Source organism: Flavobacterium sp. 90, from assembly GCF_004339525.1.
Taxonomy (GTDB): domain Bacteria; phylum Bacteroidota; class Bacteroidia; order Flavobacteriales; family Flavobacteriaceae; genus Flavobacterium.
Genome location: NZ_SMGE01000001.1, coordinates 4,177,298 through 4,190,241, shown reverse-complemented (window position 1 = coordinate 4,190,241; position 12,944 = coordinate 4,177,298). Strand labels below are relative to the sequence as shown.

Genomic DNA, 12,944 nt, shown 5'->3' with positions numbered 1-12,944 from the left:
TTATTTTTAAGATTGCTGCTTTTCACTTTTATAATCGTCAATTGCTCTTTGATATAAGGCCTCATATTTAGGCAGGATATTTTTAATATCAAATTTCTTCGCAACTTCCAGAGCATTTGCTTTAAACTGATTCAAAACTTCGTCATCTTTCAGTATTTTAATTGCATTTGCAGCCATTTCTTCAACATCTCCAACATTGCTCAAATATCCTGAGATTCCATCGAAATTAACCTCTGGCAAACCTCCTGAATTACTCGAAATTACCGGAACTCCACAAGCCATAGCTTCTAAAGCTGCCAAACCAAAACTTTCTGTTTCTGATGGAAGCAAAAACAAATCCGTCATGCACAAAATCTTATCGATTTCATTACTATTTCCAAAGAAAATTACCTTGTCGTAAATTCCTAATTCCATACACAAAACCTCTGCTTTTTCTTTTTCAGGACCATCACCAACCATCATTAATTTAGCCGGCATTACTTTCTGGATATTATAGAAAATCTTAATAATATCCGGAATACGTTTTACCTTTCTAAAGTTACTGATATGCGTAATAATGCGCTCGTTTTCCTTCGCCATTACATAACGATGACATGGCTGTTGCGGATCTTTAACCACTTTATCCAGTTCGATAAAGTTCGGAATAACCCTAATCTTATTTTTGATTTTGAATAATTTCAAAGTATCATCTTTCAAACTCTGTGAAACCGAAGTCACATAATCTGATTTATTGATACTAAAAGTTACTGCAGGTTTATAAAACGGGTGATTTCCTACCAGCGTAATATCAGTTCCGTGAAGCGTCGTAATCATCGGAAGATTAATCCCTTCATTCTTCAGCATTTGCTTCGCCATATAACCCGCATATGCGTGAGGAATAGCATAATGCACGTGCAAAACTTCAATTTTATAAAGTTTTACCATATCAACCAATTTGCTTGACAAAGCCAATTCATAAGGCTGATAATGAAAAAGAGGATATTCAGGAACGTTTACTTCGTGATAATGAACATTAGGATTCAAAAGTGCCAACCTAACCGGCTGACTATAAGTAATAAAATGGATTTCGTGTCCGCGTCTGGCTAATTCTAGACCTAATTCTGTAGCAACTACGCCACTACCGCCAAATGTCGGATAACAAACTATAGCTATTTTCATGTATTAAATTTAATACTACGAAAGTACTCAAAAATAGCGTTTAATCGAAGATTTAGATTGTTAGATTTTTGTGAACATTAGTTCTCAGAGTATTAGATTGTTAGAATTCTCAAGCTTATAATTACATTCATTAACATCTACAAAGGATTTTTTCACTCAGACAAAAACTCATAATTCATAACTAATAATTCATAATTCATTAATTATTTTGAGGAGCAGAAAAGACATTCCCATAAGAACCACTTGTCCCGCTGTCCATTATATCTTTTTCTGTCTAAAGAAGCCAGAAAAAGGATATCACTCCCATCGGAGCTAGATTAGAAGTTTTTCTTTCTACAAGAACTTTATCCTAAATCCGACAAGTTTAACGTAATTCGATCTTTGTCAAAGTTTTAAAACTTTGACAAAGATTCCCACAATCTTGTCATTGCGAGGAACGAAGCAACCACACTACAGTGAGCCACTATTTGATTTAAAAAATAAGATTACTTCGTTCCTCGCAAAGGCAACTAAAACATACAAAAAAACCTAACAGGTTTTTAAAACCTGTTAGGTTTGTCTAATATTATCCACAAAAAAAGGCACAAAATCTAAATTTCATGCCTTTTTAAATATTTTATAAAGTCTTCTTAGAAGAATCTGCTATGCCAACTATCAGCAGCAGGAACTTCCCAAGATTCATTAAATTCTTCGATATTGTTTACAAGATTATTAAACACAATCGTATTCTCAGATACAGATTTGTCTTTAACCATTTTCTTGAAATCAATTAGAGGTTTGTGCGCGATATGTTCTCCTAGTTTAAAAGTAACGTTCATTTTATCCAACAAATCAACATTATACTTTTTCTCTAAACTCTGAATAAACTCCACCGAACTATCAATAGAACAACCTGTCGCCGCTTGCACATCCTGATTTACAGCCAAAATAATGAATCGGTTATATTTCAATAGATATGAAGCTTCAAGACTCGTTCCGTGCGCTGCCCAGCCTTCAACGAAAGCTTTCAGGTCAGTTTCTATTTCAGAAAATTCTTCCTCAGAAAATTTTCTGTTCGATTGATAAATCCAGATTCTGGATTCACCAGGTAAATCTTCAAAAGGTATATACATTTAATTTTAGATTTTAGATTATTTGGATTTTAGATTTAAGAAAGTTTCAAATAAAAAGCTTAGAAACTTAGAATCTTAGCTACTCAGAACCTCAGATTAAAGATCCTGTGCATTAGCGATTAATTCCGCTATATCCATTACTTTAACTTGCTCTTCTTTTTCCTGATGTTTAATACCATCCGTTAACATGGTATTACAAAACGGACAACCAGCAGCAATAATATCCGGCTTTACTTCTAAGGCATCTTCAGTACGCAAAACGTTTACTTCTTTGTTTCCTGGCTCAGCATCTTTAAACATTTGTGCTCCACCAGCTCCACAACATAAACCATTTGCTTTAGAACGTTTCATTTCGACTAATTCAACGTCTAATTTCTGAATCAAATCTCTTGGTGCTTCGTATACTTTATTTGCTCTTCCTAAATAACAAGGATCGTGAAAAGTGATTTTCTTTCCTTTAAATTGTCCGCCTTCAACAGTTAATCTTCCGTCGTCGATTAATGACTTTAAAAACTCCGTATGATGAATTACATCATATTGACCTCCTAATTCAGGATATTCGTTTTTTAAAGTATTAAAACAATGCGGACAAGCGGTTACGATTTTTTTAGCTTCATACGCATTCAAAACCTCGATATTCATCATGGCTTGCATTTGAAACAAAAACTCGTTTCCGGCACGTTTTGCAGGATCTCCAGTACAACTCTCTTCTGTACCTAATACTGCAAATGAAACATTGGTACGATTTAAAATTCGCACAAATGCTTTGGTAATTTTCTTTGCTCTATCATCAAAACTTCCCGCGCAACCAACCCAAAATAAAACTTCCGGTTGTGTTCCTTGGGCTAGCATTTCAGCCATTGTTGGCACTACTAAACTTTCTGACATCTTCTTTTATTGTTAATTCGGTTAATCGTTTATTTGGTTAATCGCTCTTCTGAATAACCAATCCAAAACCTAAATTTATTTTATTCAATTGATTAAATGGTTAAACTAATAACCGTTTAAACTATCTTAATTTTCGTTTTTCCAGTTCAATCTATCTTGTTGGCTGTATTGCCAAGGCGCTCCATTGTTTTCAATGTTTGTCATCATTGCATTCAATGACATTGGCGCAGCACTTTGTTCCATAACAAGATAACGACGCATATCCATAATAATAGACAACGGACTGATATTTACCGGACATTCTTCCACGCAAGCATTACATGAAGTACATGCCCACAACTCTTCCGGAGTTATATAATCGTTCAATAATGTTTTATTATCCGGAACAAAAACACCTTTGTTTGCATCAATATTTTTTCCTACTTCCTGCAAACGGTCTCTTGTATCCATCATAATTTTACGAGGAGACAATTTTTTACCCGTTTGATTAGCAGGACATGATGATGTACAACGACCACATTCTGTACAAGTGTAAGCGTTTAATAATTGTACCCAGTTTAAATCCTGAACATCACTTGCTCCAAATTTACTTGGAACTGCATTTTCATCCACCGGAGCAGCAGCAAACGGATCAGCATTTGGATCCATCATTAACTTAACTTCTTTTGTCACCGACTCTAAATTATCAAACTGTCCTTCAGGATTTAAGTTTGCAAAATAAGTATTCGGGAATGCTAAAAGAATATGCAAGTGTTTTGAGAAGTACAAATAGTTCATAAAAACTAAAATACCTGCAATATGCAACCACCAAAATACTTCAAACAGCAATGCAACTAATTCGTTTGACATTCCGTTGAAAATTGGTGCAATAAACTGACTTATCGGGAAACTTCCTGCTCTGTGAAAATGAGAAAATCCACCCGGAACATTTTGCAAATGCAAATCAGAAGCATCCATAAACAAAAATAGAAGCATCAAAACAGTTTCAAAATACAAGATGTAATTGGCATCGCTTTTAGGAAAACCATTTAAATCCGGATTAATAAAACGCTTTAATCTAATCACGTTTCTTCTAATCCAGAAAACAGTAACCGCAAAAATGACAAGTATTGCTAATATTTCAAATGAAGCAATTAAAACATCATAAATTACTCCTAAATAAGGAGCAAAAATTCTATGCGTTCCAAATAATCCATCGATTATAATTTCTACTAATTCGATATTAATAATTATAAAACCTACATATACAAAAATATGAAGTATTCCAGCTACAGGGCGTCTCACCATTTTTGATTGCCCAAGAGCAATCAATGCCATGTTTTTCCAACGTGCTTTAGAATTATCTTTTCGATTTACATCTACTCCTAAATTGATGTTACGGATGATTTTTTTTACGCTCGATGCAAAAAAACCGAAACCTACAATTAAAAGTATAGCGAATAAAATATTATCTAAATAACTCATTCTAATTAATTTTTAGTAGTTGTGTTAGCGTCTTCTGTTGGTGCTACATATGGTTTGTTTTTCTTTCCAAAAAGAGAAACATTCACATAACGAGTTGGGTAAAGACGAACGTCTTGCAATAATAACTCTAATTCTTTTGAAGTTTTAGAAAGATTATTATACAAAGCATCGTCACTTAACAACTTACCTGCAGTACCTTTTCCTGAGTTTAAGTTACTCATAAGATTGTCAACTTTAGCCAAAGTCTGGTTTAGGTTTTTAACTGTTTTTCCTAAATCGGCTTTGTTCAAAGAATCTGATATTTTATTGAAGTTACTTGACATTTTATTAAAGTTGGTTACAACTCCGTTAATTTGTCCTTTATTAGTATCTAAAATAGAATTAAGACTTCCTGAAGCTCTATGAAATTGCTCCATTGTCTGGCTTAATTCTGCCAATGATTTTTTTAGATTTTCTTGCCCTTGTTTATCTAAAACATTGTTTAATCCTCCGACCAATGTATTAATATTGGCTAGCATTAAATCTAATTTTTGCTGAATTGGCTCGATTTTACCTCCCAAAGATTCTGTTAATCCCAACTCAACTGTTGATGCTAACGTTTGCCCATCTTCAACTGGTTCTTTGTCTGCAAGATTAGGAATAATCTTGATTTGCTTTCCTCCAATTAAACTTGGAGAATACAAAGCTGCCTGGCTTGATTTTGAGATTGGAAAATCTGTTTTTAATTGAAGTTCAACTAATAATTTACCTGTTACTTCATTAATTGTAATCTTATTTACTTTACCAATTGTAAGTCCGTTTATGGTAACTGGAGCTGATGATGACAAATCCTCTACATTATTATATTCTACATATAATGTTTTATAATTCGTAAAAAGGTCTCTGCCTTTTAAAAAACTATAGCCCCAAATAAATAATAAGATTGACGCGATGACTAAAATAGCCGTTTTAATTTCTCTTGTTAGTTTCAAAATTCTAAGTGTTTCTACAAAATTAATATAAATATTCGAACAAAAGCTTATTATTTGATAGCGTCCTGAATATTGATTTTTTCTCCGTCTTTAGTTGCAATTAAAAAAGCTGCGCCATATCCTTTGTCTTTAGCCTCTTGCAAATATTTTTTTGCTGCATCGTAGTCTGCAGTTTCCTGATAGAAATATTTGTAAATATTATTTTCGTATAACATTGTCACATTTTTCAATCCTTTAAAGTTTTTAGGCTCCGTTGGTGTTTTTTTAATACTTGCTATAAGTTGTACCTTAAAGAAGATTCCTTTTGGAGCATTTTTCACCGCCGTAGTTTCAGCAACTTTAGGTTTTGCAGGAGTTGTATCTCTCGCTGGTCTTGCTTCTACAATTTCAGGAGCGCCAGAACCAAAAAACTCTCTTTTATAACTCAAAATAGCTTCGGCAATAGCTTTTGCAATATCGTTCTGACCTTCTTCTGAGTTTAAAATATTTCCTTCATCTGGATTCGAAACAAATCCTGTTTCTACTAATACTCTTGGCATATAAGCTTTGTGAAGTACCATAAATGGCGCTTGCTTAACTCCGCCTTGTCTTATTTTTTTACCAAGTTTCTCGAAATTATCTTCAATTTTACTTGCCAGCGAAATACTGTTTTCTAAATATTCTTCCTGCATTAGTGTCATACTAATCATAGATTCAGGCGAATTTGGATCGAAACCTTCGTATTTACGTTTATAGTCTTTTTCTAAAGTAATTACCGAGTTCTCTTTTTTCGCCGCTTCAAGATTCGAAGCCGTTTTACTCAAACCCATTACATAAGTTTCGGTTCCATCTGCTGCAGTATTTTTGTTTGCATTACAGTGTATAGAAACAAAAATATTAGAATTTGCGCGGTTTGCAATGTTCGCTCTTTCTACTAAATCGATAAAAACATCTGTTTTTCGAGTGTAAATTACATCAACATTTGGGTTAAGTTCTAAAATTTTTCCAACTTTTAGTACAATAGCCAAAGCAATATTTTTTTCAATTCGTCCGCTATAAACTGCTCCAAAATCGTGATCTCCATGTCCAGCATCAAGAGTTACCTTAAATACATTTGACTGACTGTAAGCACAAAATGACATTATCGTTAGAAAAAAAGTAAATATTACCTTAATTTTGTTAAATCTATTCATAAATCTAAAAGTTAATTTTAATAAAACGCAACAGCTATAATTTTTACAATTGATTATTTTTGACAAAAAATTATATGTAAGTTTGACATGTCAAAAAACAAGCCATAATTTTACAAAAATAGCATTTAAACCTTTGCATACAAACTTATTTAATATCGTTTTATTATCATTTTTCCTAACACTAGGAAGTGGTAAATTATATTCGCAAGAGATAAAAAACAAAAAAAAGCCGTTAGCAACTGTAAAACAAACAGATAAACCTACAACTGCTGTTACAGATACCATAAAACTTGATACTGTTAGACCTAAAAAGACTTTTCTTGACGGAAAAGTTAAGTACAGAGCTAAAGATTACGCAAAAATCGATCAGAAAAGAAAACTGATCACTTTATATAATGAAGCTGAATTATACTATAAAGATGTAGAATTAAAATCTGGTATAATTGTTTTAAACTATGAAAAAGATGAAGTTTATGCCGGAAGGATAAAAGATTCTGCCGGAGTTTTGTCACAATACCCAAATTTTAAACAAGGTTCAAGCGAAGTTCAACCTGATTCTATCCGTTTTAACTTCAAAACAAAAAAAGCCTTAATCTTCAATTCAAGAACTGAACAAGGTGAATTTAAAATAAAAGCTGCCGTTACTAAAAAAGAAAATGATTCAGTTTACTTCTTAAAAGGCGCTCGTTTTACAACAGCTTCAGACGTTGACAATCCTGAATACTACTTTCAAACCAGTAAAGTAAAATTTATTCCCGGTAAAAAAGTTATTACCGGTTTAACCAATATGGTTATCGCAGATGTACCTACTCCACTTGCATTGCCGTTTGCTTATTTCCCGATGAGTCAGGAAAAAAGTGTTTCCGGTATTATTATTCCAAGTTATAATGACTCAAATACAAGAGGTTTTTCGCTTCAAAATATGGGTTATTACTTTGCCTTGAGCGATAATTATGATTTAACGGTTTTGGGAGATTATTATACGAATGGAAGTTACGCCATGCGATTTGAATCGGCGTATGCCACAAGATATAAGTACCGTGGAAATGTTAATATTCGTTTTGAAAATCTAATTAGCAGCGAACGTGGTTACCCCGATTATAGCAAACAAAATATTTATAACATTCAGTGGTCGCATTCAAGAGACACTAAATCAAGTCCTAATTCGACATTTTCTGCTTCCGTAAACATGGGTAGTAGTAAATACTTTAAACAATCTATCAATCAGGCCAATATTGGTTCGAACTTAAATAATACCCTGAGTTCTTCTATATCCTATAGCAGAACTTTTAATACGATTCCGCAAGCTCGTTTTTCATTATCAGCAACGCATCAACAAAATACACAAACAGAAGTCATTACAATGACTTTACCTACTTTGCAAGCTAGTATCGACCGTGTTTATCCTTTTGTTGGAAAAGATGGTGTAAAGAAAGGACTTATAAAAAACATCAATTTACAATATAACTTAAGCGGTAAAAACAATATTACAACAACGGATTCTTTGTTTTTTAAACCACAAATGTTTAGAGATGCCCAAATAGGAATGCAACACACAATTCCGTTAAGTACTAACTTTAAACTATTCAAATATTTTAGTGCGCAAGCTGCGACAAACTACCAGGAAACATGGGTTACCAAAACTATTGACAAAAATTACGATCCTAATCAGAGCAAAGTTGTAAATACGGTTGTAAATGGTTTTGATTCGTTTAGAACTTATAATTTTACTTCTAGTTTAGGAACAACGATCTACGGTACCTTTAATTTTGGAAGTGACAAAAGAATCCAATCGATTCGTCACGTAATGCGTCCTACGATTTCTTATTCATATACTCCTAGTTTTGAAAAATACTATGACAACTATTCTGTAGATGCTTCCGGAAAACTTAATCAATACACACGCTTTGAAGGTGGTGTTTATGGTGCTCCTTCGAGAGACAACTCAAATATTGTAGCTTTTGCTTTAAGCAATACTTTTGAGGCCAAAGTAAGAGATCGTGACAGTACAAAAACAGAACCTAAAAAAGTGATGTTGCTTAACAACTTAAATCTTAGCACAAATTATAATTTTAATGCTAATGGTAAAGATGTTTTAGCCTGGCAACCTTTACTTATTAGTGGTGGAACACAGCTTTTCCAAAATAAGATGAATGTCAATTTTGGAGCTACTTTAGATCCATATGCTTTAAATAACAATAACGACAGAATCAGTACGTATAATATTGATAACGGAGGAAGTTTATTCAGAATGACAAATGCCAATGTTACCTTAAACTATTCTTTCTCGAATAAAGGAACAGGCAAGGACGATAAGAACGTTCAAAGTCAGCGAAATGGTGGTAGAAAAGATGACTTGTTTGGTACAAATACTGACTTAACCGATCCTCGAAATAGTCAATTTGCAAATGAAAAAGATGACGACAAAGATGTAATTAGTGAATTCTTTAAGTCAAAAATCCCTTGGGACATGACACTTGCTTACTCAATGACATACAGCAATATAAGAAGAGAAAACAAAATCTCAGGAAACTCGATAATGATGTCTGTCAACATGGATATTACTCCAAAATGGAAAGGTGGAATTTCTACCGGTTATGATTTTGTACAAAAGGGAGTTACTTTTACTCAGTTACGTTTTGAAAGAGATTTAATGAGCTGGAGAATGGCGTTTAACTGGTCTCCATTGGGAACAAATTCAAACTGGAACTTCTTTATCGGAATCAAATCCGGAATGCTTAGTGATATCAAATGGAACAAACGAAGTACTTTGAATCGATAATTCCTCAAAACCATAATTGATCGAATAAAAATAATTTATTATGAAAAAAATCATCTTTACTGAAAAAGCTCCAGCACCAATTGGACCTTATAATCAAGCTGTATTATCAGGAAATACGCTTTATGCTTCTGGTCAAATCGCTATTAATCCAGCTTCTGGAGAACTTGTTACAGACAATATCAATGATGAAACTAAACAAGTAATGGAAAACATTGCTGCAATTTTGGAAGCTGCAAATATGACTTTTGAAAATGTAGTAAAAGCAACTATATTTATTATGGATATGAATATTTTTGCTGCCATAAATACCGTTTACGGATCTTATTTTAATGAAAAAACGGCTCCTGCACGTGAAACTGTCCAGGTAGCTTGTTTACCAAAAAATGTAAATGTAGAAATATCTATAATTGCTGTACAATAGCATTTAAAAATAATTGTGCCGTTGCTTCATTTGTTGCCAACGGCACATTATGAACATCGCATATCCTGACTAGCATCTTAATATCGACTTCGTGAGCATTGGTCACTAAAGGATCTGTAAACATAAAAACGATATTAATTTTACCTCCTGCTACTTTAGATGCAATTTGAGCATCACCTCCCATTGAACAAGGAAGCATCTTTTTTACTTTGAACCCAGATTTTTCAGCATTTCTCCCTAATATTCCTGTTGCAATAAGTTTCACTTTATCATGCTGTAGCGCAATTCCGTTTTTAATTAAAAACTGAATCATATCTGCCTTTTTATTATCATGAGCAATTAGCGCAATTAAAGTATGTTTTTTCATGATTTACAAATAATTCAACCAATCAAATTTAATCTAAAAAAGCAAACAGATTAAAACATAAGATAATAAATATCAAACAATTAGCAAAACAGCAATAAAAGACTACAAATAGAGTATTATCATAAATTTACAGGCAATAAAAAACCGTTTCAGCAAATGAAACGGTTTTTTTATATTGTTTAATGAATTAAAACTTTATAGTTGTAATGCAACAGCATTTAATAACAATTGAGCCGAAGCTTCATTTGTTGCCAAAGGCACATTGTGTACATCACAAACACGAATAAGCATATTAATATCGACTTCATGAGCGTGGCTTGCAAGTGGATCTTTAAAAAAGAAAACCATCTGTGTTTTACCTTCGGCTACACGCGCAGCAATTTGTGCGTCACCTCCCATTGGTCCTGAAAGCATTCTTTTTACCTTAAAACCGGCATTTACAGCCTTACTTCCGGTAGTTCCCGTAGCAATCAACTTAATATTTTCTTTAAGAAGAAGTGTTTTGTTTTTATTTAAAAACTGAACCATATCTGCCTTCTTGCCGTCGTGAGCTATAATAGCAATTTCTATCATTTACGTTTATTTATTGATTCGCAACGTGGTAAGCAATTAATCCATCAATAGGTCTTCTTAAAACATTCCCTAATTGAAGTTCGTATTTATTAAATGTTTCTTGTAATTCATCTTTTAGATAAAAAGCGATAGAACCAACAAAATGAACTGGAATCTCCTTGCAATTATCATATTGCTTAATGTAATTTTTTACGAAAGATTTCATTCCTTTGAAGATGATTTTTCTACAAAACTCAGTGTCTTTATGTTTGATTAAGAACTTCGCAAAAGTAGCTAAATAAGCATTTGGATTTGGTTCTTTATATAATTTATTCTTGATGAAATCAGGATCCAAATCATATTCTTTCTCAAATTCAACAGCCAATTCTTTAGGCATTTTATTGAAATAATATTTTCTGATTAATTCTTTTCCAAAAACATTTCCACTACAATCATCCATAGCGATATACCCCAATGATTGAACTTTTTGATGCAATACTTTTCCATCAAAATAACTGCAGTTAGATCCAGTTCCTAATATACTTACAATCGCTTCTTCTCCTTTTGGAGTCGTTGCATAAACTGCAGCATAAGTATCTTCCTGAACCTCTACAATTGCATTAGAAAAATATTCCTGAAAGATTTGAGATAAAAATTGTTTCATTCTATCAGTTCCACAACCCGCTCCGTAAAAGAACAAATGTGAAGCATTTTTTTTGTTTTGCAAAATATCAAAACGGTCATTTAATCTTTCTATAATTTCAGGACCATCAAGAATTTCAGGATTTAGTCCCAGAGTTTGTGTGGTAAATAATACTTTTCCATTATCATCAATTGCAATCCAATCGGCTTTGGTAGATCCACTATCAACTATTAATTTCATTTTATTCAGTTTTTGGATTAGTTCTTCTTTAATAAGTGTATTTTATACATTAATTAAGGAAGTAACAAAATAAGAAAATCCCGTTACTATAAAATAACGGGATTTTGCAAAATTATAAATTATTATTTTAAACCAGCGATATGCACAGACAAATCGATTAATTTACTTGAGTATCCATACTCATTATCATACCAAGATACAAGTTTGAAGAAAGTTGAATTCAAACCAATTCCTGCAGTAGCATCAACGATTGAAGTTCTTTTGTCAGAAATAAAATCCTGAGAAACAACTGCATCTTCAGTATATCCTAAGATACCTTTTAATTCATTTTCAGAAGCTTTCTTCAAAACAGCCATAATTTCTTCGTATGAAGTTTCTTTAGCTACTTTTACAGTTAAATCTACAGTAGAAACGTCAGCTGTAGGAACACGGAAAGCCATACCAGTTAATTTTCCATTCAATTCAGGAATAACTTTTCCAACCGCTTTTGCAGCACCTGTTGAAGAAGGAATAATATTGATTGAAGCAGCACGTCCACCTCTCCAGTCTTTTCTAGAAGGTCCGTCAGCTGTCATTTGAGTTGAAGTTGTAGCGTGAACAGTTGTCATTAAAGCTTCAACAATTCCAAAATTATCGTGAATAACTTTAGCCAAAGGAGCTAAACAGTTAGTAGTACAAGAAGCGTTAGAAACTACTAAGTCAGTAGCTTTTGCTGTCTCATGATTTACTCCCATTACAAACATTGGAGCATCTGCTGATGGAGCAGAAATGATTACTTTTTTAGCACCACCTTTAATGTGCTCATTTGCAGTTTCGATAGTTGTAAAGATACCAGTACATTCAGCAACTACATCAACATCAACTTCATTCCATTTTAAGTCAGCAGGATTTCTTTCTGCAGTGATACGGATATTTCTTCCGTTTACATAAAGTTTTCCTTCTTTTACTTCTACAGTTCCGTTAAAACGACCGTGAACTGAATCATATTTTAATAAATAAGCTAAGTGATCAACATCTAATAAATCGTTGATTGCTACAACTTCTACGTTATCTCTATTGAAAGTTTCTCTAAAAACGATTCTTCCGATACGTCCAAATCCGTTTATTCCTAATTTTACTTTTGACATTTTACTTAATTTTTGCTTTTGTTTTTATTACACTAATTTAAAGTCTA

Annotated in this window: 12 protein-coding genes; 2 read left to right on the top strand and 10 right to left on the bottom strand. The window is 32.9% G+C overall.

Annotation, left to right across the window (positions count from 1 at the left end; all coding sequences use genetic code 11):
- Positions 1–6 precede the first annotated feature (6 nt).
- From bshA to C8C83_RS17610, 6 genes are all read right to left on the bottom strand, one after another.
- Positions 7–1,158, bottom strand: a complete 1,152-nt coding sequence (gene bshA / locus C8C83_RS17635; protein ID WP_121329710.1) for an N-acetyl-alpha-D-glucosaminyl L-malate synthase BshA — start codon at positions 1,156–1,158, stop codon at positions 7–9.
- A gap of 629 nt (positions 1,159–1,787) precedes the next feature.
- The gene (locus C8C83_RS17630; protein ID WP_099708654.1) at positions 1,788–2,270 is read right to left on the bottom strand and encodes an ABC transporter ATPase; all 483 of its coding nucleotides are present in this window, start codon (positions 2,268–2,270) and stop codon (positions 1,788–1,790) included.
- Between the two features lie 96 nt (positions 2,271–2,366).
- A complete protein-coding gene (locus C8C83_RS17625; RefSeq protein WP_121329709.1) occupies positions 2,367–3,158 on the bottom strand; it encodes a (Fe-S)-binding protein in 792 nt (263 codons plus the stop codon).
- A gap of 126 nt (positions 3,159–3,284) precedes the next feature.
- Positions 3,285–4,622 carry a (Fe-S)-binding protein gene (locus C8C83_RS17620; RefSeq protein ID WP_121329708.1) on the bottom strand — a complete coding sequence of 446 codons (1,338 nt, stop codon included), beginning with the start codon at positions 4,620–4,622 and terminating at the stop codon, positions 3,285–3,287.
- 5 nt (positions 4,623–4,627) lie between these two features.
- Positions 4,628–5,593, bottom strand: a complete 966-nt coding sequence (locus C8C83_RS17615; RefSeq protein ID WP_121329707.1) for an MlaD family protein — start codon at positions 5,591–5,593, stop codon at positions 4,628–4,630.
- Positions 5,594–5,643: 50 nt separating this feature from the next.
- Positions 5,644–6,765, bottom strand: a complete 1,122-nt coding sequence (locus C8C83_RS17610) for an N-acetylmuramoyl-L-alanine amidase (RefSeq protein ID WP_121329706.1) — start codon at positions 6,763–6,765, stop codon at positions 5,644–5,646.
- 82 nt (positions 6,766–6,847) lie between these two features.
- Between C8C83_RS17610 and C8C83_RS17605 the strand changes: the two genes are divergently transcribed.
- Positions 6,848–9,547: a putative LPS assembly protein LptD gene (locus C8C83_RS17605; RefSeq protein WP_165877244.1), complete on the top strand. Its 2,700-nt coding sequence runs from the start codon at positions 6,848–6,850 to the stop codon at positions 9,545–9,547.
- 40 nt (positions 9,548–9,587) lie between these two features.
- Positions 9,588–9,968 (top strand): Rid family detoxifying hydrolase, encoded by a 381-nt coding sequence (locus C8C83_RS17600; RefSeq protein WP_121329704.1) that lies wholly within the window; start codon positions 9,588–9,590, stop codon positions 9,966–9,968.
- Here C8C83_RS17600 and C8C83_RS17595 read toward each other — a convergent pair.
- From C8C83_RS17595 to gap, 4 genes are all read right to left on the bottom strand, one after another.
- Positions 9,949–10,335 (bottom strand): methylglyoxal synthase, encoded by a 387-nt coding sequence (locus tag C8C83_RS17595; protein WP_121329703.1) that lies wholly within the window; start codon positions 10,333–10,335, stop codon positions 9,949–9,951. The two genes, C8C83_RS17600 and C8C83_RS17595, sit on opposite strands and share 20 nt — an antisense overlap.
- Positions 10,336–10,530: 195 nt before the next feature.
- Positions 10,531–10,905 carry a methylglyoxal synthase gene (locus tag C8C83_RS17590; RefSeq protein WP_041518369.1) on the bottom strand — a complete coding sequence of 125 codons (375 nt, stop codon included), beginning with the start codon at positions 10,903–10,905 and terminating at the stop codon, positions 10,531–10,533.
- 13 nt (positions 10,906–10,918) lie between these two features.
- Positions 10,919–11,770 carry an N-acetylglucosamine kinase gene (locus C8C83_RS17585; protein WP_121329702.1) on the bottom strand — a complete coding sequence of 284 codons (852 nt, stop codon included), beginning with the start codon at positions 11,768–11,770 and terminating at the stop codon, positions 10,919–10,921.
- 122 nt (positions 11,771–11,892) lie between these two features.
- Positions 11,893–12,897: a type I glyceraldehyde-3-phosphate dehydrogenase gene (gene gap, locus C8C83_RS17580; protein WP_121329701.1), complete on the bottom strand. Its 1,005-nt coding sequence runs from the start codon at positions 12,895–12,897 to the stop codon at positions 11,893–11,895.
- Positions 12,898–12,944: the final 47 nt, after the last annotated feature.